General features: G+C 62.9%; 20 protein-coding genes and 1 pseudogene. 9 read left to right on the plus strand and 12 right to left on the minus strand.

Annotation, left to right across the window (positions count from 1 at the left end; all coding sequences use genetic code 11):
• Nucleotides 1-30: 30 nt before the first annotated feature.
• Both P6U27_RS17450 and P6U27_RS17455 read right to left on the minus strand, forming a co-directional pair.
• Nucleotides 31-306, minus strand: a complete 276-nt coding sequence (locus P6U27_RS17450) for a GNAT family N-acetyltransferase (protein ID WP_122403145.1) — start codon at nucleotides 304-306, stop codon at nucleotides 31-33.
• An 87-nt stretch (nucleotides 307-393) separates the two neighbouring features.
• On the minus strand, nucleotides 394-753 hold the full coding sequence (locus P6U27_RS17455) for a hypothetical protein (protein ID WP_122403146.1): 360 nt from the start codon (nucleotides 751-753) through the stop codon (nucleotides 394-396).
• Nucleotides 754-856: 103 nt separating this feature from the next.
• Here P6U27_RS17455 and P6U27_RS17460 point away from each other — a divergent pair, with 103 nt between their 5' ends.
• The 7 genes from P6U27_RS17460 (at nucleotide 857) to P6U27_RS17490 (ending at nucleotide 8,180) form a co-directional block, all read left to right on the plus strand.
• On the plus strand, nucleotides 857-1,183 hold the full coding sequence (locus P6U27_RS17460; RefSeq protein WP_245163263.1) for a hypothetical protein: 327 nt from the start codon (nucleotides 857-859) through the stop codon (nucleotides 1,181-1,183).
• A 102-nt stretch (nucleotides 1,184-1,285) separates the two neighbouring features.
• Nucleotides 1,286-2,893 (plus strand): acyl-CoA synthetase, encoded by a 1,608-nt coding sequence (locus P6U27_RS17465; RefSeq protein WP_122403148.1) that lies wholly within the window; start codon nucleotides 1,286-1,288, stop codon nucleotides 2,891-2,893.
• Nucleotides 2,894-2,902: 9 nt separating this feature from the next.
• Complete coding sequence (locus P6U27_RS17470; RefSeq protein WP_122403149.1) at nucleotides 2,903-3,763, plus strand: PCC domain-containing protein; 861 nt, start codon at nucleotides 2,903-2,905, stop codon at nucleotides 3,761-3,763.
• Between the two features lie 100 nt (nucleotides 3,764-3,863).
• A complete protein-coding gene (locus P6U27_RS17475) occupies nucleotides 3,864-4,661 on the plus strand; it encodes an AAA family ATPase (RefSeq protein ID WP_122403150.1) in 798 nt (265 codons plus the stop codon).
• Between the two features lie 440 nt (nucleotides 4,662-5,101).
• A complete protein-coding gene (locus P6U27_RS17480) occupies nucleotides 5,102-6,202 on the plus strand; it encodes an IS4 family transposase (protein WP_122401899.1) in 1,101 nt (366 codons plus the stop codon).
• A 461-nt stretch (nucleotides 6,203-6,663) separates the two neighbouring features.
• Nucleotides 6,664-7,227, plus strand: a complete 564-nt coding sequence (locus P6U27_RS17485; RefSeq protein WP_122403151.1) for an SRPBCC family protein — start codon at nucleotides 6,664-6,666, stop codon at nucleotides 7,225-7,227.
• Nucleotides 7,228-7,229: 2 nt separating this feature from the next.
• On the plus strand, nucleotides 7,230-8,180 hold the full coding sequence (locus tag P6U27_RS17490) for a cytochrome D1 domain-containing protein (RefSeq protein WP_122403152.1): 951 nt from the start codon (nucleotides 7,230-7,232) through the stop codon (nucleotides 8,178-8,180).
• Between the two features lie 25 nt (nucleotides 8,181-8,205).
• Here P6U27_RS17490 and P6U27_RS17495 read toward each other — a convergent pair whose 3' ends face one another.
• The 7 genes and pseudogenes from P6U27_RS17495 to P6U27_RS17525 all read right to left on the minus strand — a co-directional run bounded on the left by P6U27_RS17495 (nucleotide 8,206) and on the right by P6U27_RS17525 (nucleotide 18,811).
• The gene (locus tag P6U27_RS17495) at nucleotides 8,206-9,393 is read right to left on the minus strand and encodes a hypothetical protein (protein WP_122403153.1); all 1,188 of its coding nucleotides are present in this window, start codon (nucleotides 9,391-9,393) and stop codon (nucleotides 8,206-8,208) included.
• A 280-nt stretch (nucleotides 9,394-9,673) separates the two neighbouring features.
• Nucleotides 9,674-10,315, minus strand: a complete 642-nt coding sequence (locus tag P6U27_RS17500; protein ID WP_122403154.1) for an HAD family hydrolase — start codon at nucleotides 10,313-10,315, stop codon at nucleotides 9,674-9,676.
• A 980-nt stretch (nucleotides 10,316-11,295) separates the two neighbouring features.
• Nucleotides 11,296-12,641, minus strand: a pseudogene (locus tag P6U27_RS17505) (IS5 family transposase).
• Between the two features lie 220 nt (nucleotides 12,642-12,861).
• Nucleotides 12,862-15,846, minus strand: coding sequence for an excinuclease ABC subunit UvrA (gene uvrA / locus P6U27_RS17510; RefSeq protein WP_122403155.1), 2,985 nt, complete (start codon nucleotides 15,844-15,846; stop codon nucleotides 12,862-12,864).
• A gap of 274 nt (nucleotides 15,847-16,120) precedes the next feature.
• On the minus strand, nucleotides 16,121-16,873 hold the full coding sequence (locus P6U27_RS17515; protein WP_122406661.1) for an outer membrane protein: 753 nt from the start codon (nucleotides 16,871-16,873) through the stop codon (nucleotides 16,121-16,123).
• A 237-nt stretch (nucleotides 16,874-17,110) separates the two neighbouring features.
• Nucleotides 17,111-17,803, minus strand: a complete 693-nt coding sequence (locus P6U27_RS17520) for an outer membrane protein (RefSeq protein WP_122403156.1) — start codon at nucleotides 17,801-17,803, stop codon at nucleotides 17,111-17,113.
• Nucleotides 17,804-18,040: 237 nt separating this feature from the next.
• Nucleotides 18,041-18,811, minus strand: a complete 771-nt coding sequence (locus P6U27_RS17525; protein ID WP_122403157.1) for an outer membrane protein — start codon at nucleotides 18,809-18,811, stop codon at nucleotides 18,041-18,043.
• A gap of 439 nt (nucleotides 18,812-19,250) precedes the next feature.
• On the opposite strand from P6U27_RS17525, the gene P6U27_RS17530 reads away from it, so the two are divergent.
• Nucleotides 19,251-19,745, plus strand: coding sequence for a single-stranded DNA-binding protein (locus P6U27_RS17530; RefSeq protein ID WP_122403158.1), 495 nt, complete (start codon nucleotides 19,251-19,253; stop codon nucleotides 19,743-19,745).
• 311 nt (nucleotides 19,746-20,056) lie between these two features.
• The gene (gyrA, locus tag P6U27_RS17535) at nucleotides 20,057-22,801 is read left to right on the plus strand and encodes a DNA gyrase subunit A (protein WP_122403159.1); all 2,745 of its coding nucleotides are present in this window, start codon (nucleotides 20,057-20,059) and stop codon (nucleotides 22,799-22,801) included.
• A gap of 94 nt (nucleotides 22,802-22,895) precedes the next feature.
• On the opposite strand, the gene P6U27_RS17540 is transcribed toward gyrA, so the two are convergent.
• Genes P6U27_RS17540 through P6U27_RS17550 form a run of 3 tightly spaced genes read right to left on the minus strand, consistent with a single transcriptional unit; the run spans nucleotide 22,896 to nucleotide 25,718 of the window.
• Nucleotides 22,896-23,822 carry an alpha/beta hydrolase gene (locus P6U27_RS17540; RefSeq protein WP_160118824.1) on the minus strand — a complete coding sequence of 309 codons (927 nt, stop codon included), beginning with the start codon at nucleotides 23,820-23,822 and terminating at the stop codon, nucleotides 22,896-22,898.
• A 31-nt stretch (nucleotides 23,823-23,853) separates the two neighbouring features.
• Nucleotides 23,854-24,588 (minus strand): ABC transporter ATP-binding protein, encoded by a 735-nt coding sequence (locus tag P6U27_RS17545; protein ID WP_122403161.1) that lies wholly within the window; start codon nucleotides 24,586-24,588, stop codon nucleotides 23,854-23,856.
• The gene (locus P6U27_RS17550) at nucleotides 24,585-25,718 is read right to left on the minus strand and encodes an ABC transporter permease (RefSeq protein WP_129143466.1); all 1,134 of its coding nucleotides are present in this window, start codon (nucleotides 25,716-25,718) and stop codon (nucleotides 24,585-24,587) included. The genes P6U27_RS17545 and P6U27_RS17550 overlap by 4 nt, the downstream gene beginning before the upstream one ends.
• Between the last annotated feature and the right edge of the window lies 1 nt (nucleotide 25,719).

Below are 25,719 nucleotides of genomic sequence, written 5' to 3' on the forward strand. Positions count from 1 at the left end.
CCGCCGGCTACTGACGGCGGGCCTGTGCATTCATCGCGTCACGAGATCCGCATAGTCCGGGTGCTTGTCGATCCACGCCTTCACGAACGGGCATTGTGGGATCAGCTTCAATCCGTCGGCGCGGACCTGATCGAGTGCGCCTTGCACCAGCTTCGAACCGACACCTTTGCCTCCGAGCTCCTTCGGCACGTCGGTATGTTCGAATGTGATGACATTGCCGTTGAGCTTGTAGTGCTCGGTCGCAAGATGACCGTCCACCTCGAGCTCATAACGGTGATGGGCTTTGTTGTTGATGACGTCGCTCATATCGTCGCCCCTGCATAGCTGCCAGCCTCGCGCACGAAGTCGTAACGCACGGTCCGGTCGGTGGTTTCCGATCTGAAGCCGTTCGGTTCAATCGGTCGCTCTGGCCAGCCTGGAATCTTCGGCCTGAGGCTGCGGGCGGAGGCAGCCCTGGCAGATGACCAGGGAGCGGTTGACCCTGGCGTCCTGTTCGGCCTCTGTGGCGTCCTGCGCCTGCCACCACTCCTTGGAAGAGGACTGAAGCCCGACTTGCGATCTGCTGCGCTCCGAACGGGCAGCGGCCCGCGTTGGCTGCGAGGCAGCGTGCGGCCGATTGGGATCCTCACCGGCGCCATCCCAGGCATAGCGCGCAGGCTTGAAGGCAGGATCGGAAGCCAGATGAGTCTGTGGCGCCATAGCACACCCGGCGAGCGCCAGCGACAACAGGAGGAGGGCGGGCGCTTTGACCATGATGCGGCACTCTGTACGCGGAGACGGACGAAGGTTGCGCCGATCATGTTTAAAATTCCCTGAACGGTTGCGATTGCGGCTGCGAACCTTCGCGCGAAACACCGTGCGCAAGATCGATCTGACCGGCGATGGACGCGAGGACTACATCGTGGATTTCCAGGACACCAAATGCGGCGATCGCCAAACGACCTTTTGCGGAACCGGCGGCTGCGTCATGAAGATCCTGGTGATGCTGCCGGATGGCAGCGTGCGCGAGGTGTTTGACGGCTATGTCCGCGGCTACAAGATCATGGTCCCGCCTGTGAAGCGCGGCGCGGCGCGCACCGTCCGCTTCGATCTGCATGGCAGCTTCTGCGGCGGATTTGGTCCGCAAGCCTGCTGGAAGACGAAGGCCATCACGGCGACGTCCTTTGCGTTCGAGCAGCCATAGGGCTGGTCCGCGGCAGCTGGCCTTGCAGGGGCGCTGGCGTTGGCGATAAATGGGCTGCAATGAACGGGCGGCTCGCGTGCCGCCAGTCGAAGAGGAAGCCCGATGCAGCCCCTGCGCATGTCCCGCCGCGTCATGAATCTCGCCTATATGCTGACCCAGAATGCGCGGCGGCATGGAGCGCGCCCCGGCTTCGTCTGGGGCGACAGGTCCTGGACCTGGCGCCAGATCGATGCGCAGGTCTCGGCGCTGGCCGCGGCGCTCGCCGCGCGCGGCATTGCGAAGGGCGACCGTATCCTCGTCCATTCCAAGAATGGCGAGGAGATGTTCGTTTCCATGTTCGCCGCGTTCCGGCTCGGTGCGGTCTGGGTCCCCACCAATTTCCGTCTGATGCCGGATGAGGTCAGCTATCTCGCGCAGGCCTCCGGCGCCAAGGCGTTCCTGTGCCATGTCGATTTCCCCGAGCACGCTGCGGCGGTGAAGGACGGCGCGCTGGAATTCACCTGGAGCATCGACGGCAAGGCCGCGTTCGGCGAGCGCTCGGTGGCTGACGCCATCGCCTCGCATACCGGAGCGACCGTGGAGAATGTCGCCGTCGAGCACGACGATCCCTGCTGGTTCTTCTTCACCTCCGGCACCACCGGCCGCTCCAAGGCGGCGGTGCTGACCCACGGCCAGATGGGTTTCGTCGTCACCAATCATCTCGCCGATCTGACGCCCGGTACGACCGAGCAGGATGCCTCGCTGGTGGTGGCGCCCTTGTCGCATGGTGCCGGCGTGCATCAGCTGATGCAGACCGCACGGGGCGCGCGCACCGTGCTGCTGCCGACCGAGAAATTCGACATCAACGAGGCGTTCCGCCTGATCGAGGCGCATCGCGTCAGCAATCTCTTCACGGTGCCGACCATCCTGAAGATGATGGTCGAGCATCCCGCCGCCGACAAATACGATCACTCCTCGCTGCGCCATGTCATCTATGCCGGCGCGCCGATGTATCGGGAGGATCAGAAGGCGGCGCTGAAGAAGCTGGGCAAGGTGATCGTGCAGTATTTCGGCCTTGGCGAGGTCACCGGCAACATCACCGTGCTGCCGGCCGCGCTGCATGATCTCGAGGATGGCCCGCATACGAAGATCGGCACCTGCGGTTTCGAGCGCACCGGTATGCAGGTCTCGATCCAGGACGACGAGGGCCGCGAGCTCAAAGCCAATCAGAGCGGCGAGATCTGCGTGATCGGGCCGGCCGTGTTCGCCGGCTATTACGACAATCCGGAAGCCAATGCGAAGGCGTTCCGCAACGGCTGGTTCCGTACCGGCGATCTCGGCCACATGGATGAGGAGGGCTTCGTCTACATCACCGGGCGCGCCTCCGACATGTATATCTCCGGCGGCTCCAACATCTATCCGCGCGAGATCGAGGAGAAGATATTGACGCACCCCGCGATCGGCGAGGTTGCGGTGCTCGGCGTGCCGGACGCGACCTGGGGCGAGGTCGGCGTTGCCGTTTGCGTGGCGCGCGAAGGCGCAAAGCCGGTGAGCGAGGCGGAGATGGCGGCGTTCCTGTCGCCGAAGGTGCCGCGCTACAAGATGCCGAAGCGCTTCTTCTTCTGGGAGGCCTTGCCGAAATCCGGCTACGGCAAGGTGCCGAAGCGGATGGTGCGCGATGAGCTCGAGGCGCGCGGGTTGCTCGATCTGGATAAGAAGCAGGCGGGCTGAGCAGACGAGATGCGAAGGATCAAGCAGCCTGGAGCGCCGCCTCCCGAACGTATTCAGTGGGTGGAGACGAGGGGGCGCGCCTTTTCCTTCACGCTTCAGGCGGGTCTGCCGCTGCTGGAAGCCGCGCGGCGCGGCTTTGCCGAGGAGGGTTTTGCCGGCGGCGTGCTGAATTTTCGCCGCGGCGCACTCGGACCGTTCGCCTATGTCATGCCGGCACTGTCGAAGACCGGCGAGAACGCGGCGTTCTACAGCGACACCTACCGGCCCAACGGCGTGACGCGCTTGAGGCTCGGCAGCATGACGCTCGGCACGCGCGACGGCGCGCCGTTCTTTCATTGCCATGGACTGTGGACCGAGGCGGACGGCAGGACCAGCGGCGGCCACATGATGCCGGATGAGACTGTCGTCGCCGAGCCGTTCGAGGTCGAGGCTTTCGGCATCGATGGTGCGATGTTTATCGCCGAGCCGGATCCGGAGACCAACTTCAAGCTGTTCGGGCCGGTTGCGGCTGCAAGCACCGGCGCGCGAACGACGAGCCGCGCCTTTGCGCTGCGGCTCCGTCCGAACCAGGATCTTGCCGGCTGTCTCGAAGCGTTCTGTCACGCGCACGGCATTGCCCGCGCAAAGATCCACGGTGGCGTCGGCTCGACCATCGGCGCGCGGTTTACCCACGGTGGCGTGACAGAGCCATTCGCCACGGAGCTGGCAATAACGTGTGGCGCGATCGAGTCCGGTCCGTCTCACACGGTCGAAGCGGCAGTCGATGTTGCCCTGATCGACTACACCGGCGGTATCGCGGAGGGCCGTCTCGTCCGGGGCGACAATCCCGTGCTGATGACGATGGAGCTTGTGCTGGAGGCCTTGGGTTAAGGTTCGACCGGAGCTTGCTGTCTTCCGCAGATGCCGCTTCCGTGCGATTGATGTTCCTGTTATGTTCCATTAAGGTTTTGAGTAGAGAGGGGGCAGGAGCATGAGCCGGACACGACGCCGTCAGACCACGTTGCGTGCGCCTTATCTCAGGCGCGTCTGGCTCGATCGCTCGCGCGTCGAGGACTGGGAGGCTTATCCGTTCTGTCTTCCTGTGTTCAGGGATGAGTTCGACCAGAGCTTCGACGCCGCGGTCACGATCATCGTCGGCGAGAACGGGAGCGGCAAATCGACCATTCTCGAGGGCATCGCGGGACTGGCCGGCTTTGCCAGCACCGGCGGCCGCAAGGGTTTTCAGGAAGTCGACGGCGGCGGCATCGAGATCAGCGGCGATGAACTGTCCTCTGCGTTGCGGGCTGCCTGGGTGCCAAAGGTGACCGACGGCTGGTTCTTTCGTGCCGAGACGTTCTTCTCCATCGCGCGCTATCTGGACCGCTCGGCGGTGGATGCTGCGCACGCCATGGAAGGCGTGTTTGGTGCGAGCGTTCAGGAAGCGCCCGACTATCTCTCCTTTTCCCACGGCGAAGGTTTTCTGGTGTTCTTCGAGGAGCGCTGCCAGAAGCAGGGCATTTACATCTTCGACGAGCCGGAATCCGCGCTGTCGCCGGCACGGCAGATGGACTTCCTCAAGCTGCTGCATCGCATGGATCTCTCCGGCAATTGCCAGGTGATCATGGCGACCCACGCTCCGCTGCTGATGGCCTATCCCAACGCGCAACTGTTGCGGCTCGGGAAATACGGCCTTGAGCCGGTTACTTTGGAGCAGACGGATCATTACCGGGTGATGCGGGAGTTCTGCGATGATCCGCGCGGGTTCGTGGAGGCGACGCTGGGAGAGTAGGCAAGGGCACTTCCTGGTCATTGCGAGCAAAGCGAAGCAATCCAGAATCTTTTCCACGGCGGCAGTCTGGATCGCTTCGCTACGCTCGCAATGGCGGAGTGGAGGGCCACACCGCGCTCACCTGTCGTGTCCCGGACAAGCCGCAACGCGCAAGCGTTGTGGCGCAGAGCCAGGACTCAAATGGCGACACGGTACGACGCAGAAGAGATGGGTCCCGGCTCTGCAGCGCATCGCCGCGGATGCGCTGCGTCCGGCCACGAGAGTGCAATTCATCTTCATACTCGAATCTAAATCGCACACGCGGTCCCCCGTTCTCGCGGCACATCGTGCCCGAGCTTTGCTTCAGCTGCCGCCCTCGAAAGTGCCGAGGGCGCAGGGAAGGCCGCATAGGCGTTAAGTTTGTTCTTGAGTGTTGGAATCACACGTGATTCCAAGGCGGGATGGCAGACGAATCGCTTCTGAACGAGGACTGGACGAGAGTGGTTACGCAGCTCGGCGGGGCTGCGCAGCTTGAAATAAGTGCGCGCCAGACGAAGGCTTTCGTGCGGCGGCGCCAAATTCCAGATGCGGTGTCGTTACTTCGGCTGATGCTGGCCTATTGTCTGGGTGAAAGAGGGTTGAGATCGACAGCCGCGTGGGCCGCTTCTGTTGGCCTTGCCGACCTCAGCAGCGTGGCGTTGTTCTATCGCCTGCGTCAATGTGGCGATTGGTTTGCAGTGCTGGTGGAGGGCTTGCTCGCTGCGGCAGCCCCGAAAGCGAGCCGAGGCCGCCTGATCCGCATTATCGATGCGACGACAGTGCCTCAGGCAGGACCGGCTGCGCGCAGGAACAGTGAGCTTTGGCGCGTTCATAGTGCATTCGATCTGCCATATGAGCGCTTTGGTCACTTCGAGCTGACAGATCAGCAAGAAGGCGAAACGTTTGACCGGATACCGGTGGTCAAGAACGAGATCCGCATTGCTGACCGCGCTTATCTACAACCTGACCGCATCGCCGCTGTGCGCGACGCCGGGGCAGACGTTTTGATCCGAGCGGGCTGGAAGAACGCACGTTGGCTTGATGCCAAAGGCCTTCCGTTCGATCTGATGGCCCAATTGCGTGCGGCGAAGGCGCACGGACTGATCGATCGGAGGATTTGGATCAAACGCAAGGACGGTGCGCCTCTGGCTATGCGTCTGGTCGCAGTCAAGAAGCCCGCCGGTGCAGTCGCGGCTTCGCGCCGTAAAGCCCGGCGCGACGCACAAGACGAAAACCGCGTCATCTCCAAAGAAACTCTGGAAGCCGCGGATTGGGTCATTCTGGTCACGTCGCTCGCGCGGGACGAGTTCTCCACCAAGGATGTACTCGCGCTCTATCGACTGCGATGGCGCATCGAACTTGGCTTCAAGCGACTGAAGAGTCTGATTGGTCTCAAGACGCCACCTGGAACCGATCCGCGCTCCGCCAAGCCCTACTTGCTGGCACACCTCTTGATCATCCTGCTGCTCGAGCCGCTTGCCCGCGACTTCGAGGACTCTCCCCGCTGGACGCAGGCCGCCTGACGGCACCTGGCGCTTGGCGTGTTTTGCAACAACTCGTTGCATCCTTGCTACAAGCGATCATTCCACAACCAACCATCCGTTGCTTTCGCCGCAGAAAGCGAGCGCTTGGGCGGCACCTGCGCGAGCCTCCTCGAAAACGTCCGTATCAATCGATGCTCGCGCTACCTTAACGCCTATGGGGAAGGCCGGGTGCCGGCCGGGCACCCACGGTCCACTGTGCGAAAACTGCGCTACGAGAAGCTGCACAGCGGCATACAGGTGAAGCCAAACATCGGGCCTTCCCTGCGCAGTGGTTTTACGGCTTTGGCGTGTTTTGCCCGTCGGGCACCGCAACCGATGGTGTGAACGGAGAAGCCCTGCCACAGCCGCACCACGAACTGGTCTCCCCACGGTCCAAAAATGCGCTACGATGATCTCAGCGCGCGTTCCAAGTCGCGCAGGATCAGGAGTGAGGAAACGGTATGAGGATGAGAAGCGGAACGGCGCTCGCCGGGGTGGCGGCGCTGGCGGTGGCGGGGATGGCTCTGACGGCAGCTTTTGAGCCGGTCTGGGCCCATGGGCCGACGCGGCAGAAGGTGCGCGAATCCATCGAGATCAACGCGCCGCAGGACAAGGTCTGGGCCGCAATCCGCAACTTCCAGGACATGAGCTGGCTACCGCCTGTGACCAAGACCACGGGCGAGAGGGGCAACGAGATCGGCGCAACGCGCCAGCTGACGCTGACCGGCGGGGCAACCGTCGATGAGGAGCTCTACAAGTACGAGCCCGACATGATGAGTTATTCGTACCGGATCACCAAAGTCGACGTGAAGGTGCTGCCGGTGACCAATTATTCTTCGACTCTCAGCGTGTCGCCCGCTCCCGATGGCAAGTCCAAGCTGGAATGGGCTGGCGCATTCTATCGCGGCTATCCCAACAACGATCCGCCACCGGAGCTGAGCGACGAAGCCGCCAAAACTGCGGTGAGCGGGCTCTACAAGACCGGCCTCGAAGCGCTGAAGAAAAAGATCGAGAGCGGCAGCTGATCGTGCGCATCCCGGTCCTGGCGGCGCTCGCCAGCCTCTGGCTTGCCGCTTCCCGCGGCGCGGTCGCCGAGGAGGCGTTCGTCACCAACCAGCTCAGCGACGATCTGATGGTCGTGGACCTCGCGACCGCGCGCAGCGTTGCGACCATCCCGATCGGCGGCAAGCCGGCCGGCATCGCCGTCAGCGTGGACGGACGCTTTGCCTATGTGACGAGCCCCGATGCCAAGGCCGTGACGGTGGTGGACGCCGCCGCGCGCCAGGTCGCTGGCCGCGTCGAGGTCGGCGGCGGGCCGCTCGGCATTGCCGTGGCGCCCGACGGCAAGACCGTCTATGTCGCGGACTGGTATGCCGCCGCGGTTCGGCTGATCGATACGGCCTCGCGCAGCGTCACCGCCAGCATCGCGGTCGGCGCCTCGCCATCGGGCCTCGCCGTCACGCCGGACGGCAAGCTGCTGCTCTCGGCGGACCGCGACGACGACAGCGTCTCGATCGTGGACACCGCGACGCGCCAGCGCAAGGCGACCATCAAGGTCGGCACCCGTCCGTTCGGCGTCACCATCGACGCCGATGGCAGGCGCGCCTACACCGCCAATGTCGGCTCCGATAATGTCTCGGTGATCGACATCGCCGAAGGCAAAGAGATCGGCCGCGTGCCGGTCGGCATGCGCCCCTATGCGGTGGCGCTGGCGCAGGGCCGCGGCTTCGTCACCGACCAATATGGCGGAACCGTCAGCGTGTTCGACCTTGCGACGCTGAAGCCGATCAAGCGCATCAATGTCGGCGACTATCCCGAAGGCATCAACGCGACCGCCGACGGCAAGCGCGTCATCGTCGCCTGCTGGGAGAGCAACGTGCTGGACATCATCGATGCGGTCGAGCTGAAGGTGATCGGCGAGATCAAGACCGGCGACGGCCCGCGCGCGTTCGGGGCGTTTTTGCGGAGGACGGAGTAGGGGGTGGAGGCGGATTCGCTGAAGCTCAGGCGATGCCGGCAGCTCTTTCATGATGGGCCAGGGGCGCCAGCTGGAGCATTGCCTCGTAGATCGCCGGACCGGAAGATACGTCGTGCATCAGGTCAGCCCAATCGTCGCGACTGAACGCAGCGACCTCGACCTTAAGCTCCGCCAGCCATTGCGCTCGCAATTGTCGATACAGACTGAGCAGAATCCGCATGCTGATGAATGCGCAAAACGTCGCGGGGACAACGCAAAGGCCGGCGAAAACCAATGCTTGGACGCCGACAGCCAACATCATCGGCAACGGATCGGTCGCTTCAGGCTGAAGCGACGCGGCCTTACTGTACACCAGGAATGCTGACAGGAGCCACAACGCCATGGTGACGAGAAGAAACGTCATTGCGATTGCCCACGATATCGCCTTTCCCTGTCGAAGCGATCGCTTGCAGATTTCCAGCATGGACTGCAAGTCACCGCCGATGAAGCTGAGAAATATCTCGAGGGGATGGAAACCGTTGTCGGCGAGAGCCTCGATCTGAAAGACCGGGTAGCGCTTGTCTGCCGTGTTCGGGATCGTGCCGTCGTCCCCTGATATCAGGAGGACGACCGGGTGACCGATCGTCGTCGCGGCCAGGATTTCGTGTTCCACGAATGAATCTGATGGACCGGGAATGCAAACCACGAGCTCGGTTTTCTTCAGCAGCTCGACAATCTTCCGTAGAAGAGCTTGATGCTCCGCCTTGTCGTCAAACGGGAGCCGGGATACCGCAAACCCTTTTCTCTCAAGAAAGACGTGCAACTGTTCTGCGGCATCGCCGCGAACACGGTTGAACGAGACGAAAATGCGTAGGCGACGTCGCGAAGCGAACCGATACAGCAAGGGGGCGACGAGACACACGATTGTCATCAGGAGGCAGAGCAGGCCGCTCAGAAAAATCGCGCCTCGATCGATAGCGATCTCCCTGCCTATCTGGTCGACCAGCTTCTGCGTAGCTTCGATCTGTTGGGGTTTCGTCGCTAACCTCTCGGCAAGCCGCGTAGCAAGGAGTAGGGCCACGCGATCAAAGATGTCGGTGTAGATGGACTCGGCGACGAGGGTCGCGATGAATACGATCTTTGCAGATAGCGCCTTTAGCGGCTCGGCTTTCACGAGCGCGTCGATCAGCGCTGATATCTCTTTGGCGAAGATTTCGGCAAACCGGCCCAACATTCAGCTTCTCCGGGCTTTTGTCGGGATACCACCGTGCACAATAGTCGCTGAAGAAACTTGGGAGTGAATACGATACCACAGATTTTTCTACTTGTGGTTTGCTACCCGAAAAAAGTCGACAGCAGCATCTGGACCAGCGACAAACTGATTGTCGATCTCGTTGTAGATATCGGTATCGAGCACGACGCGCACCCTGCCGACCGGCGACGTCAGGAGTTCAGGCGGACTGCGTCCGTGAGCGTCATCACCATCTCCCTGGGCCTTGCTTGGCAAATGCGGATCATATCCTGGCCGGGATGCGGCCGGCGATATCCGTGATCTCATTCATCCGCTCGAACATGTGGTCGGGCCCCCGAGCTCGCAGCGCCGCCGGGGCCGCGTAGCCCCAGCAAACCGCGCCGCAGGCAATTCCGATAGTGCGTGCCGCCTCGATGTCGCGGACCTCATCGCCGATCGAGATGACCTTGCCAGGCTCAACACCCGCGCGCCGGATGACTCGACGGAATTTTGCGGCCTTGCCGAACAGTGACGCCGAGCAGTCGAAATGCGAAAACAGTGCGGCGGACTCGCCGAGCTTCTCGCGCGCATTGGCTTCGCTGTCGGAGGTCACCAGCGCGAGCTGCACGCCGTTGTCGGCCAGCGTCCGCAGCATCGTCTCAACGCCCGCAAACAGCGAAATCTCGCCAGCTGCCTCCGCCTTCAACCGCCGCGCATGCCGCGCGATCGCCGGCAGCTTCCACAATGGCACCTCGAGCCGGGTCAGGATCTCGCGGCTCGACGCATGCCTGAGCTCCTCGATATCCTCATCCCTTACGCGGCGAAAATTGAAGCGATCGGCGACGTCGTTGATGGTGCGCAGGAACCAGGGAAAGCTGTCGGCGAGGGTTCCGTCGAGGTCAAAGATGACGAGGGCATAGGGCATGGGGGCTGATTTTGAGCTCACCGACGAGCGAGAGGTCGCGTGCTAGTATTCGCGAGTTCGAGCACAGCCATGCGACACGAGCGGATCGAAATCAACCTGCAATCATGGGCGGCAAGCCAATGCTCTGGCTCGCCGATGAGTGCATCGCTGCCTCCCCTGTACGAGAGCCGCGCGCCGGTCGCGACGTGCCTTATATCGCCGAATATGCCGCGAGCCTGAGCGACATGGAGGTAAGGGCGCGCGCGGCCCGGTATCGCCATTAAGCGGACTTGACGGCGCTCGAGGAAACGGTGGCGGACCGGAGCCGCTCACTGGCCCATTCAGCAAAAGCAGCGTGTGCGGAGGGATCGGAAAAGGCTCGCGCCGGTATGAAAAAGCCTTGCCCTGAATTGTACCATATCCCCACCATGGTCGATGCATCTGTCACGCCCTTGATGGAATGCCAGCACGTCCTCCGGCGTTCGCTGCCGGGGGTTCTGACGACAATCGAGCTATCGTCAAGAGTGACGTTCCATGTCATTTGCGCTACGCGATCTACCTCAAACAGGTTGTCCTGGATTCGTCGGATGATCCGCAATGTTAGGAAAAATGCCTGAATCTGCCCAAGTACGAGGCAGACTACCAATACAAACAGAGTTTGCAGTGTGATAGACCCGCTATCATCAGGACAGCCCAAATGTTGAGCGCTTGAACTTGGTAGGCTTCCGTATCGAAGTGCACCTTTAGACGTTTGCCTACAAGTTTTCGGAAGGATCTATCTTCCTCTATTGTGATGTTGAATTGGAAACGAAAGCTTGACTGATCAATTACGTCGCTCAAATCTCATCTCCGCGGCGAAGCCAATTGAGTATAGTCATCACCCGCGAGATAACCATAGGTTGTGTCGGCTAATAGCGTAGTCGTCTGAACAACTTTGCGCATCTGCGAAGGGGCCGCCCGATGTGGCAGCCCGGTCTCCGATGATTGTCTGATGTCGTCCGTTAAGAAGCCGATTGCAGCGGTGAGCGGTCGCTGATGGCTGCGATGAGGGTGGCCAGGAAGAGGCACCAAAGAACCCTCAGCCAGGCGAGGATGCGGCGGAAGTTGTGACCGACGGCAGAGAGGATGACGTTGGCGGCATCGCCGGCGCGGCCTTTGAGGTAGCAGCGGCCGAGGTGACCATCGGCCTTCAGGTGTCCGATGACGGGTTCGATGGCGGAGCGGCGGCGCAGCTCGCGCTTGATGATACCGAAGACGCCGCGCTTCTGGCCGGAGATGAAGACACGGCGCGGGTTCTGCGCGTCATGGCCGCGGTATCCCTTGTCGACATAGGCCCGCTCGATCGGATAGCCGGTGAGTGTCTCGGTGCGGTCGATGACGTCCCGCAGGGTGTGACCGTCGTACGGGTTATCGGGTAGCGCCCTGGCGTGCAGCACGAACAGGCCGCCGGGAGCACGGCGGTTGTTGGTGACGATGGAGGCTTTGACACCGAACTCGTAAGGCGCGGCTGCTTTGCCCTTGCCGATGCACTCGACCTCCGGAGCATGGAAGGAATACAGCTTCCAGCCGCGCTGGCGCTGCTGCTGCGAGCGGATCTGCGCGGCCCGGCTGAGCGGCAGGGCGAAGGCGTTCTCGAGCACGGCCTGAGCTTCGATCTTGCGGCGGATATCGCGGATGATCCGGCCCAACCGGCTGCGCAGGATGCGCAACTGCCGCTGATGCCGTTTGAATTGCTTGGCATGGGCGTAGCGGGAAGCCATCATGGCCGCGGTCTTGGCAATGCGAAGATAGGACTGCCGCAGCCTGATCCCGTGCTTCCTCGCTAGACGGTTGAGCCCCTTGATCGCCGCGTGCAGCAGCTTGGCATCGGTCGGGAAGGTGATGGCCTTTGGCTGCACCGTGGTATCGACTGTGACCCGCTTGAGGTCTTGGCCGCGTAACGCGCCGGCCTCGTGCGCCACCCGCAGGCTCTCGGCCAGCAGCAGTTCCAGCTTGTCGCCGAGCCGCTTGCGCCAGTGGCTCAGGTCCGAGCGCTCGTGCGGGAAGGCGTGCTGGAAGAACTCTTCGCCGGTGAAGTACTGGAAATATGGGTCGTGGACCCAGCGCTCGCAGACCCCTCATCGGACAGGCCGTAAATGTGCTTGAGCAGCAGCAGCCCGATCACGAAGCGGGTCGCGATGCCGGGCCGGCCGTTCTCGCTGTAGAGCGGCGCGATCTCGCCGTCGATCCAGTCCCAATCGACCTTGCCAGCGAGCTGAACCAGCTCGTGCTTCATGTTGATGATCTGGTCCAGCCTGGCCCGGAACAGATCGCCCGATCCCGTCGTCCTGTGCTTCTTCGGTCGCATCGCCACCTCCGATGCGGCCACCGAATCATGTCTGGCGATTCGACGGAATCCTGAAAATGAAATTGCAAGGTTCCGATGCCCGAAGCATCAAAACCCTGCAATCCTAAAACACCCCGCAACCACAAATGCGATTCCAGCTCAATCGCTTAGCCGCTCTTCACGGATGACTCTGATTGCAGACCTTTGGTTTCGCGTAGATTGGCCGAGTCCAAACCGACCCTCACTCCGCCGCCTCGCTCGCCGCACGCCTCCGCTTCGGCTTTCGCGCCTTCTCCAGTACCGGAGCCAGGAATTTCCCCGTATAGCTCCGCGGCGCCTTGACGATATCTTCCGGCGGGCCCCAGGCGACGATCTCGCCGCCGCCATCGCCGCCTTCGGGGCCGAGATCGATGACCCAGTCCGCGGTCTTGATGACTTCGAGATTGTGCTCGATGACGACGACCGTGTTGCCCTGCGCGACCAGCTCGTGCAGCACCTCCAGCAGCTTCTTGACATCGTGGAAGTGCAGGCCGGTGGTCGGCTCGTCCAGGATGTAGAGCGTGCGGCCAGTGGCGCGCTTGGACAGCTCCTTGGCGAGCTTGACGCGCTGGGCTTCGCCGCCTGAGAGCGTGGTGGCCTGTTGGCCGACATGGATGTAGTCGAGGCCGACGCGGTGCAGGGTCTGGAAGGTCTCGCGCACGCGCGGCACCGCCTTGAAGAACTCGGCGGCTTCCTCGACGGTCATGTCGAGCACGTCGGCGATGCTCTTGCCCTTGAACAGCACCTCCAGCGTCTCGCGGTTGTAGCGCTTGCCCTTGCAGACGTCGCAGGTGACGTAGACATCGGGCAGGAAGTGCATCTCGATCTTGATGACGCCGTCGCCCTGGCAGGCCTCGCAGCGGCCGCCCTTGACGTTGAAGGAGAAGCGGCCGGGCTCGTAGCCGCGCGCCTTGGCTTCGGGAAGACCCGCGAACCATTCGCGGATCGGCGTGAAGGCGCCGGTGTAGGTCGCGGGGTTGGAGCGCGGGGTGCGGCCGATCGGCGACTGGTCGATGTCGATGATCTTGTCGATGTGCTCCAGGCCTTCGATGCGATCGTGCGGCGCGGCACCTTCGCTGGCATTGTTCAGCTTGCGGGCGATGGCGCGGTAGAGCGTGTCGATCAGCAGCGTCGACTTGCCGCCGCCGGAGACGCCGGTGACGCAGGTGAACAGGCCAAGCGGAATCTCCGCCGTGACGTTCTTGAGATTATTGCCGCGCGCGTTCACCACCTTGATGGTGCGGCGGTGGTTCGGCGGACGCCGCTCCGGCACCTCGACCTCGAGCTCGCCGGTGAGATACTTGCCGGTGAGCGATTTCGGGTTGCGCATGATGTCGGCGGGCGTGCCTTCGGCGACGATGTTGCCGCCATGCATGCCGGCGCCGGGGCCGATGTCGAGCACGTAGTCGGCGAGGCGAATGGCATCCTCGTCATGCTCGACCACGACCACGGTGTTGCCGAGGTCGCGCAGCCGCTTCAGCGTATCGAGCAGGCGGGCGTTGTCGCGCTGGTGCAGGCCGATCGAGGGTTCGTCGAGCACGTAGAGCACGCCCGTCAGGCCGGAGCCGATCTGCGAGGCCAGGCGAATGCGCTGGCTCTCGCCGCCGGACAGCGTGCCGGAGGAGCGCGACAGCGTGAGATAGTTGAGGCCGACGTCGAGCAGGAAGGTGAGGCGCTCGCGAATCTCCTTCAGGATGCGGCCGGCGATCTCGTTCTGTTGCTTGTTCAGCGCCTCGGGCACGCCCGCGAACCACTCGCCGGCCTTCTTCACCGACAGCTCCGAGATCTCGCCGATATGCTTGCCGCCGACCTTGACGCAAAGCGCCTCGGGCTTCAGGCGGAAGCCATTACAGCCCTCGCAGGGCACGTCGTGGAAGTACTTCGCCAGCTCCTCGCGGGCCCACTCGCTTTCGGTTTCGCGGTAGCGGCGGTTGATATTGGTGATGACACCCTCGAACGGTTTCTTGGTGTCGTAGGAACGCACCCCGTCTTCATAGGAGAACTTGATCTCGTCCTCGCCCGAGCCGTAGAGGATCGCGTTCTGCGTCTTCTTCGGCAGATCCTTCCACTTGGTGTCGAGCGTGAACTTGTAGTGCTTGCCGAGCGCGGTCAGCGTCTGCACGTAATAGGGCGATGACGATTTGGCCCAGGGCGCGATCGCGCCCTTGCGCAGCGTCAGATCCTTCTCGGGGATGACGAGATCCTCGTCGACATGCTGCTCGACGCCGAGGCCGCCGCAGGCGGGGCAGGCGCCGTAAGGATTGTTGAAGGAGAACAGGCGTGGCTCGATCTCGGGAATGGTGAAGCCGGACACCGGGCAGGCGAACTTTTCCGAGAACAGGATGCGCTCGGGGCCGCTCTTGTCGTGGATCTTGGCGGTCTTCTTTTTCTCTTTCTCTTCGGCGGGCGCGGCTGCGGGCGCGTCGGCGAACTCGACGACGGCGAGCCCCTCGGCGAGCTTCAGCGCGGTCTCAAAGCTCTCGGCGAGGCGCTGGCCGATGTCGGAGCGGACCACGATGCGGTCGACCACGACGTCGATGTCGTGCGGGAATTTCTTGTCGAGGCTTGGGGCTTCCGCCAGCTCGTAGAAGGTGCCGTCGATCTTGACGCGTTGAAAGCCCTTCTTGAGCCATTCGGCGAGCTCTTTCTTGTACTCGCCCTTGCGGCCGCGCACGACCGGCGCCAGCAGATAGAGGCGGGTGCCTTCGGGCAGCGCCAGCACACGATCGACCATCTGCGAGACGGTCTGGCTTTCGATCGGCAGGCCCGTGGCGGGCGAATAGGGCACGCCGACGCGGGCCCAGAGCAGGCGCATATAGTCGTAGATCTCGGTCACCGTGCCGACGGTGGAACGCGGGTTCTTCGACGTCGTCTTCTGCTCGATCGAGATCGCCGGCGACAGGCCGTCGATCTGGTCGACGTCGGGCTTCTGCATCATCTCCAGGAACTGGCGGGCATAGGCCGACAGCGACTCGACGTAGCGGCGCTGGCCCTCGGCATAGATGGTGTCGAAGGCGAGCGAGGATTTGCCGGAGCCGGAGAGGCCGGTGAACACCACCAGCTTGTCGCGGGGAATCTCGACGTCGATGTTCTTGAGGTTGTGCTCGCGCGCGCCGCGGATCGTAATTGCGCGCAGGCTGGAGCCCGCGTTCTGTTGTTGGCGCTTCGCCCTGATCACTTCGTCCATCCCGCTGGTCCCTCAAGGAATCCAAAGACGCGCGATCGCGCCAATGCAAAAGGCGCGCTTCGCCCGGAACCGGGATCGGCGCCGATGGGTATGGCAGCGAACGTAGGAAGAACGGCGGAGGATTTCCAGTGGGACTTGCGAATCGTCAACGGATTGTTGGCGCGCTGGCGGCAAGTGGCAGCAAGCGGGCGCGGAACTGCACCTGAACAGCCCGCCGCAACAAAAAGGCCAGCGCGAGGCCGGCCTTTCGTGGCGATGTGACGTCGGTCAGCGATCAGTACTTCGCGACGACAGGGCCGCCGAAAGTGTAGTTCAGGCGAACGGTGCCCATGTCGACGTCCTGCTTGATACGGTCGGTCCGGTCGTTGATGCCAAGCACAGTGAAATTGAGGTTGCGGCCGCCCATGAACAGGTGGTCGTATTCGATGGCAACGGACCAGTTCGGTGCGAAACCGAATTCGAGGCCGGTGCCGACCGCGCCACCCCAGCGGGTCTCGCTTGCGCTGTCGACGACCACGCCGCCCAGAAGGCCGTTATATTTGGCGTGCGTGACCGCGGCGCCGCCCTTCACGTACCAGAGCACGTTGTTCCAGGCATAGCCGACCTGGCCGGTGAACAGGCCGATCGCATCGATTTTGGTCTGATTGACGACCGGCGCGAATGCGGCAAGCGGGCTCGCATTCGACCCCTTCAGATTGGCCCAGTCTCCTTGAGCTTCGAGCCCGAACACCCAGTTGGCCGCCTGCCAGCGATAGCCGACCTGACCACCGACGAGTCCACCGGTCGCGTTGTGACAACCTTCGGACACGACCGGGATTGGCGCGCCGAGCACAGCATTGAGATCCCAGCAATTGCGGCTCGAGGCACCACCGCCGTTGATGCCGAGGTAGAAGCCGCTCCAATTGTACATCGCGACTGGCGCGACCGGAGCTTTGGTGTAGGGGCGGGCCGCCAAATCGGCTGCCGAGGCCGGTGCCAACGCGCTGAGTGCGAACAAACTGGCCGAAGCCAGCAAAAGCTTCTTCATATCCATTCCCCAGTTCCGTTTCCATTCCGGCCTTCCGGAGAGCGGAAGAGCAGCGGACCCTATGACTCAAGTAACGTGGTGATTTTACACCACCGAAGCCAAAGGTTGTGTCTCCCTGGAGCCACATCTCGGCGAAAACGCTGGGGGCGGGCTGGCGTATTGCTACGCGCCTGAAAACAACAAAAAGGCCGGCGCGAGGCCGGCCTTTCGTAACGCGGGTAGCGTCAGAGACGCAGCTCAGTACTTCGCGACGATCGGGCCGCCGAAGTGATAGTTCACGCCGACCTGCACGGTGTGGAAGTTGAGCGTGCCGGTAGGAATGGCGCCCGAGAAGTAGGTCTCGCCGCCCAGGCTGCGATAGAGGTACTCGCCCTTGACCGACCACTGCGGAGCGAAGAACGCCTCGACGCCCGCACCAACGGTCCAGCCGGAGTGGAACTTGCTGTCGGAGACCGAGAGGGCTCCCAGGCTGGCGGTGAGCTTGTTGTCGATCCAGGCGTAACCACCGGTGCCGTAGAACAGCACGTTGTTGACAGCCCAGCCGATGCGGCCGCGCACGGTGCCCATCGCGTCGGTCTTCGAGGTCAGCGAGGCGGGGACGCCACCGACGCCGGGGACGAAAACCACACCTGCAGCCGTCGCGCTGACGTCGGCCCAGGCGCCATCGGCCTCAACGCCGAACACCACGTTGCCGGTCTGCCAGTTGTAACCGGCGGTGCCACCGACGAAGCCACCCTTCATCTTCGGGTCGCCCGAAGCGTTTTCCCACGCGCCGCCGCCGACGATACCGAGGTAGAAGCCGGTCCAGTTGTAGACAGCAGCGACCGGAGCGACCGGAGCCTTGGTGTAGGGGCGCGCCGCGAGGTCAGCGGCCGAGGCCGGAGCGGCGAGAGCGAGCAAACAGGCCGAAGCCAGCAAAACCTTTTTCATTTTCAACTTAATCCCAGTCCCAGTTTCTGTTGTTGCCTTCCGCGACGGAAGGGCAGCGGACTCAACGGCCCAACTGATGCCATCTCTACACCACCAAAGGCGCACGTTGTGTCTCCGAAAAGCCACATAGCCGCAAAAGGTGATGGTTACTGACTTATTACTTCCAAGCGATCGAGCCGAAACAAGAAAGGCCGGCGCAAGGCCGGCCTTTGATCTCCGAATAATTTCAGCGAGATATCAGTACCTCGCGATCGCCGGGCCACCCCAGCGATAGTTCACGCGGATGAGGCCGATATCGACGTCCTGGCTGATGCGCTCGGACCGTGTGACGACACCGAGCGGGGCAATGGCGAAATTGCCGGATCCGGTGAAGTTGATCGTGCGGTTGCCGAGGAAGATGTGGTCGTACTCCAAGCCGACTGACCAGTTCGGCGCGAATCCGAACTCGATGCCTGCACCGACCGTGCCCCCCCAACGGGTCTCGTTGGCGCGATCGAATTCGAGGCCTGTCGCCAGATCGTAGGTGCGATAGCGATCCCCGACGACGGCGCCGCCGCCCTTCACGTAGAGCAGCACGTTATTCCAGGCGTAGCCGACCTGGCCGGTGAGCAAACCGAAAGCGTTGATCTTGGAACGATCGCGCAGGCCAGTCAGCGGGCTGATGTTGTCGCCGGAGAAGTCGGCCCAGTTGCCTTGGCCCTCGACGCCGAACACCCAGTTCGCCGACTGCCAGCGATAGCCGACCTGGCCACCCACCGTGCCGCCCGTGGCGTTGTGGCAGCCTTCACCGACCAGAACGCCCGTCACGGGCGTCACGAAGTCCCAGCACTTGTGGCTCGTGCCGCCGCCGCCGTTGATGCCGATGTAGAAGCCGCTCCAGTCGTAGATGGCAGCGACCGCCGGCGCCGGAGCCTTGGTGTAAGGACGCGCTGCGAGATCCGCCGCGCTTGCAGGAGCCGACAGGACCAACGCCATTGCACCGATTGCACTAAACAGAATCTTATTCATTGCAGTCTCCCCACTTTCGTCCGCTTCTCGAAATCCCCAAAGCGGCTGATCAGGCGCGACGCCCATATGAACTAATTCCGAGGCAACCGTAGCCTAAGGAAAGAGCAGAGTCCGTCTCCGAAATGCCACACTCGGCGACCGACTGAAGTGGCTGCAACTTGATGAATGTTAAGTGGTTTTTGCCGTTCACGGGAACCCGGAAAGGTTCCATCGGAGGAATTGTCTTTTTATCGGCACGCGACCGAATGTTCTGGTGCGTCGCCGCAAAGAACAAATCTGGAACAAAGCCGATGGTGATGCTATATGTGGGGATAACCCTGGGGGTGCCGGGCTGACCGGTGCCCGCAAGCGTATAGGGTCGCCTCGACGGGGCGCAGAGCAACGCGGGCAGCGGATTCGCCCTTTTGAAATTCAGTGGCATTCGGAGTGGAGAGCGGCGATGGCGGGAAGCGTCAACAAGGTCATTCTGGTTGGAAATCTCGGCAAGGATCCTGAAATCCGCCGCACCCAGGACGGGCGGCCGATCGCGAATTTGAGCATCGCCACCTCGGAGACCTGGCGCGACAAGAACACCGGCGAGCGCAAGGAAAAGACCGAATGGCATCGCGTCGTGATCTTCAATGAAGGGCTCTGCAAGGTCGCCGAGCAGTACCTGAAGAAGGGCGCGAAGGTTTACATCGAGGGCGCGCTGCAGACCCGCAAATGGACGGACCAGAGCGGCGTCGAGAAGTACTCGACCGAGGTCGTGCTCCAAGGCTTCAACTCGACGCTGACCATGCTCGACGGCCGCGGTGGCGGCGGAGGAGCCGGCAGCTTCGGCGACGAGCCGGGCGGCGATTTCGGCTCCTCCGGTCCCATCAGCAGCGCACCGCGCCGTCCGGTTGCCGCCGGCGGTGGCCGCAACAGCGACATGGACGACGATATCCCGTTCTGAGCGTGCGTCGTGTCAGCAATTCTTACTAATTGATAGGGCGGGCTCGGATTTTCCGGGCCCGCTTCATGTTTGGGATGAGGTCCGCGTTGCGCCCATGCGAAGTTGGCCGACGGGGCGGCTTCTCGCGTGATCAGCCAGGCGCGACGGGTGGTTCTGAAGGGCCGATTCCGGGAGCGGTTCAGGGGCTGGTCCGGAGCCTTAAGTTATTGGAAAAATAAGCGGAAAAAGCGCTTTCGAGGGGGCTGCAAGGGTGGTTATCCGACCCTGGATGCGCTATATGATTCCCAGATAAAACCTCACCGGATTTCCCCTTGGCTGACGACGACAACAAGCCCGGCGACCAGCCGGCGCAACCCTCGGACATTCGCCCCGTTTCCATCTACGAGGAGATGAAGAAGTCGTACCTCGATTACGCCATGAGCGTGATCGTGGCGCGCGCGCTGCCCGATGCGCGCGACGGGTTGAAGCCGGTGCACCGCCGCATCCTGTTCGCGATGAACAATCGCGGCGACACCCCGGACAAGAAGCACAAGAAGTCTGCCGGTGCCGTCGGCGAAGTCATGGGTAAATACCACCCGCACGGCGACCAGGCGATCTACGACGCCTTGGTGCGCATGGCGCAGGACTTTTCGATGCGCGCGCCCCTGATCGACGGACAGGGCAATTTCGGGTCGGTCGACGGCGATCCGCCGGCGGCGATGCGCTACACCGAGTCGCGCCTGACCAAGATCGCGCTGAAGCTGCTCGAGGACATCGACGACGACACGGTCGACTTCCAGGACAACTATGACGGCTCTGAAAAGGAGCCGGTGGTTCTGCCCGCGCGGTTCCCGAACCTGCTGGTCAACGGCGCCGGCGGCATCGCGGTCGGCATGGCCACCAACATCCCGCCGCATAATCTCGGCGAGGTGATCGACGCCTGTGTGGCGCTGATCGACAATCCGTCGCTGACCATCGACGAGCTCAACAACATCATTCCGGGGCCGGATTTCCCGACCGGCGGCATCATCCTCGGACGCCAGGGCATCCGCAGCGCCTACCATCTCGGCCGCGGCTCGATCGTGATGCGCGGCAAGGTCACCTTCGAGACGATCCGGAAAGAACGCGAGGCGATCGTCATCACCGAGATCCCGTATCAGGTGAACAAGGCGACGATGGTCGAGCGCATCGCCGAGCTCTACAAGGAAAAGAAGATCGAGGGCATCTCCGACCTGCGCGACGAGTCCGACCGCGACGGCTATCGCGTCGTCGTCGAGCTCAAGCGCGATGCCGTGCCCGACGTGGTGCTGAACCAGCTCTACAAGTTCACGCCGCTGCAGACGAGCTTCGGCGTCAACGCCGTCGCGCTCGATTCCGGCCGTCCGCAGACCATGAACCTGAAGGACATGCTGACGATCTTCGTCGGCTTCCGCGAGCAGGTCGTCACGCGACGGACCAAGTACAAGCTGCGCAAGGCGCGCGAGCGCGCGCATGAGCAGGTCGGCCTTGCCATCGCGGTCGCCAATATTGACGAGATCATCAAGGTGATCCGGCACTCGCCGACGCCGGCTGCGGCGCGCGAGACCCTGATGACGCGCGACTGGCCCGCCCGCGACGTCGAGGACATCATCACGTTGATCGACGATCCGCGCCACCGCATCAATGCCGACGGCACCATTCGCCTGTCGCTGGAGCAGGCGAGGGCGATTCTGGAGCTGCGCCTCGCGCGCCTCACCGCGCTCGGCCGAGACGAGATCGGCGAGGAGCTTTCCAAGCTCGCCGGCGAGATCAGCGACTATCTCGACATTCTGCGTTCCCGCGCCCGCATTCTCGACATCATCAAGACCGAGCTCGCCGAGGTGAAGGCGGAGTTCGCCACGCCGCGCCGCACCGTCATCATGGAGCAGGAGGGCGAGGTCGAGGACGAGGACCTGATCCAGCGCGAGGACATGGTCGTCACCGTCTCCCACGCCGGCTACGTCAAGCGCGTGCCGCTGTCGGCCTATCGCGCCCAGCGCCGCGGCGGCAAGGGCCGCGCCGGCATGCAGACCCGCGACGAGGATTTCGTCAGCCGGCTGTTCGTGGCCTCCACGCACACGCCGGTGCTGTTCTTCTCCTCACGCGGCCAGGTCTACAAGGAGAAGGTCTGGCGGCTGCCGATGGCTGCGCCGAACGCACGCGGCAAGGCGCTGATCAACATCCTCCCCCTGGAGCAGGGCGAGCGCATCACCACCATCATGCCGCTGCCGGAGGATGAATCGACCTGGGGGCAGCTCGACGTGATGTTCGCCACCACGGGCGGCAACGTCCGTCGCAACAAGCTGTCCGACTTCGTCGACGTCCGCCGCTCCGGCATCATCGCGATGAAGCTGGAGGAGGGGGAGGCGATCGTCGACGTGCAGATCTGCACCGAACGCGACGACGTGCTGCTGACGGCTGCCGGCGGCCAGTGCATCCGCTTCCCGGTCACCGACGTGCGCGTGTTCACCGGGCGCACCTCGATGGGCGTGCGCGGCATCGCGCTCGGCGAAGGCGACAAGGTGATTTCGCTGGCGATCCTGCGCCACGTCGAGACCACCTCGGACGAGCGTTCGGCTTACCTGAAGATGCGCCGCGCGGTGGCTGGCGAAAGCGCGGCCGAGGAGCCGGCAGCGGACGCCGAGGCCGAGGAGGCCTCCGGCAGCTTCCAGCTGCCGCAGGAGCGCTATGTCGAGATGTCGGCGCAGGAGCAGGTCGTGCTGACGGTATCCGTCAACGGCTACGGCAAGCGGACCTCGTCCTACGAGTACCGCACCACGGGCCGCGGCGGCAAAGGCATCGTCGCCATGAGCGTCAACAACCGCAACGGCAACCTCGTGGCGTCCTTCCCGGTGGAGGAGGCCGATCAGATCATGCTGGTCACAGACAAGGGCCAGCTGATCCGCTGCCCGGTCGAAGGCATCCGCATCGCGGGCCGCTCGACGCAGGGCGTGATCGTGTTCGACACCGCCGAGGACGAGCACGTCGTCTCGGTCGAGCACATCACCGAAGAGGCCGAGAACGGCAACGGAGAGAGCGGCAACGGTAGCGGGGCCTAGGGCATGATCCGGAAAAGTGCGCAGCGGTTTTCCGAAAAGATCATGTTACAGCCCAAAGCGCGATGACGACGATTTATCCTGATCTCATCGCGCTTCAGGCTGGCCCGGAAGCCGACGCAGTTGTATCGCAACGCAGGTTGGAGATGAATTCTCCGATCTGGGCGATGGCTGCATGGGCTTCCGGCAGCACCGGGACGAAGAGCTGGAACACGTGCGGCATGCGCGGCCAGACCTCCAGGCGGCTCCGCGGATCACCGTTTTTCAGCTTGTTGGCCATACGGACCGCGTCATCGCGCAGGATCTCGTCGCTGCCGACTTGGATCAGCACCGGCGGAAGGCCGAATGCATCGCCATAGAGCGGCGATGCACGGGGGTTATACGGGTCGGCGCCTGCCAGATAGCAACGCACGAATTCCGGAATATCGTCCACGTTCAGCATCGGATCTGATGCGGCATTCTCGGTCAACGAGGGCGCGGTGAGCGCCAGATCGGTCCAGGGCGACATGGCAACCGCGGCGGCAGGAAGCGGCTTGCGTTCGTCACGCAGTCTCATGAGAAGGCACAGAGCCAATCCTCCACCGGCTGAATCACCCATCACGAACAGTTCGCTTGGATCGGCCGTCTCGCCGGCGAGCCAGAGAAAAGCCGCCACGGCATCGTCCAGTGCGGCCGGAAACGGATGTTCGGGGGCGAGGCGATATTCAAGCGCCCAGACCGTCGACTTGGTCACATTGGCAATGCGCCAGGTGAAATGCCGATAGTAGATCGGCGCGCCCGAAATATAGGCGCCACCGTGAAGATACAGCATGTTGCGCCCCGGGCGCGACGCCGGGGTGGCGATCCGGTGCAATCTGAGGTGACCGACCTGTACGACGCTTGTCTTGGTGCTGCGTGGCGGGCGAGGCACCCACCTCTCCATGCGATGCATGTTTGCCCGCCACGTTCCGACATCGAATGGCCGACGGTGCCGTTTCAGGAACATGCGGATGCCGAGGCGCAGCATTTCCCCGCGCAGGCTCATGGTGCGTCCTTTTGATTCATTCGCGTGGGTCTTACGACCTGAATGCGGCCGCCTTTGGCAAATGCAGCCGTTCGGGTTCGCCGGATCCGGTGTCGACCAGCAGGCCATCCTCGATCTCGACGATGCGATCCGCAAAGGGAATGACTCGCGGATCATGGGTCACGACGAGCACGGCGCGTTCGCGCTGATGTGCGGCGTCTGCGAGAATCCGCATGATGCTTCGTCCGTTATTGCCGTCGAGCGCGGCCGTCGGCTCGTCGGCGAGAATGACCGAGGGATTGGCGACGAAGGCTCGCGCGATCGCGACCCTCTGCTGCTCACCGCCGCTGAGCTCGCCCGGCAAGGTATCGGCCTTCTGCTCCAGACCAACCAGGTTCAGCGCTTCCCGCGCGCGTTTCCCGGCTTTGCGCCCACGCTCGTGACGGATGTCGAGCGCGAGCTGCACGTTCTGCGCTGCAGTGAGCGTCGGAAACAGATGATAGGACTGGAACACAAAGCCGATATGGTCGCGCCTGATTTGGGCTAGTCCCTCCTTGTCGACACCCGACGTGGGCGTGCCGCACACGGTGAGTGTACCCGAGCTTGGTGCCAGCATGCATCCGAGCACGAGCAGCAGCGTCGTCTTGCCGCTGCCCGAGGGCCCCATCAGCAGTGTGAACTCGCCCCGCCGCAGCGTCAGGTCGATCCCGCGCAGCGCCTTCACCTCACCGGCGCCACGCCCAAGCGTCTTCTTGATTCCGGCCGCCTCAATGATGATTTCGTTCATCGCATGAATACCGTTGCTGGATCGATCCGCACCACGCGCACGATTGCACCGATCGCCGACGCCACGCACATCACGACCGTCAGCACGAACAGGGCTGCAATCAGCCACGGCGTGATGACGATCGGCAGCGCGCTCTTGGCAGTCATCTCCACGACGACGGCGCCAATCGCACCCGCGATGACGAAGCCGATGATCGCGTTGAGGAGCGCCTGATAGATGATGACCCTGTAGATATATCCATTCGAAGAACCCATTGCCCGCAGGGTGGCGAATTCACTGAGGTGATCCTTGGTGCTCGAATAGAGCGTTTGCGCGACGATGACGGTGCCGACGATCACTCCCAGCAATGCACCTGCAAATAGCGCAGCGCCGGCGCCCGTTCCGAACAGCCAGAACGAGCGGCTACGGCTGCGGAATTCATCGGTGGTGAGCACCTCGTGCTCACCAACTTGAGAGCGAATGGCCTTGAGAACTGTGTCGCGATCGGCGTCGGGCTTGAGGCGCACCAGGAGATCGCTGGCGCGATCCGGGAAGGTTCCGGTGTAGGTGCGAGCGTTTTTCAGGTCCACGAAGACGTAGGGCGTGGTGGTGAAGGAGCGGATGCCGTCGGTCAAGGCCACGACCTTCACGCGGCGGCCGCGGATCTCGGCCGTTGATCCGATTTTTGAGACGCCGAGGCGATCGTAGTAGGAGCGGTCGACGACCACCGCTCCATTTTGCGACAGCGCGCGAACGTCACCCTCGACCACGTTCCATGGCCTCAGGCTTCCATCACGCAAATCGGCGCCGACAACGAAGATGGGTGTCATCTCGCCGCTCTCGAGGCGCCAGTCCGAGAAGCCGATGACCAGCGGGACCACGGAGGCGACGCCGTCGACGGACATGACCTTGTCGCGCAGCTTCGCATCCAGCAGCGAGGGATCCTCGAAGCATTTCGCTCCCTTCGGCAGCACCCAGAGATCGGCCGATGCATGGTCGATCATCGTCGTCACCATGCGACCGAAGCCCAGGAACAGGCCCATCTGGATCATCACCAGGACGACCGAAAAAACGATGCCGACGAGCGTCGCGACAAAGCGCAGGCGGTCGTGGAAGAGATTGCGGGACGCGAGCGTCGGGACCAGTGACATG

This window comes from Bradyrhizobium sp. STM 3566, assembly GCF_045571445.1.
Classification (GTDB): Bacteria; Pseudomonadota; Alphaproteobacteria; order Rhizobiales; family Xanthobacteraceae; genus Bradyrhizobium; species Bradyrhizobium vignae.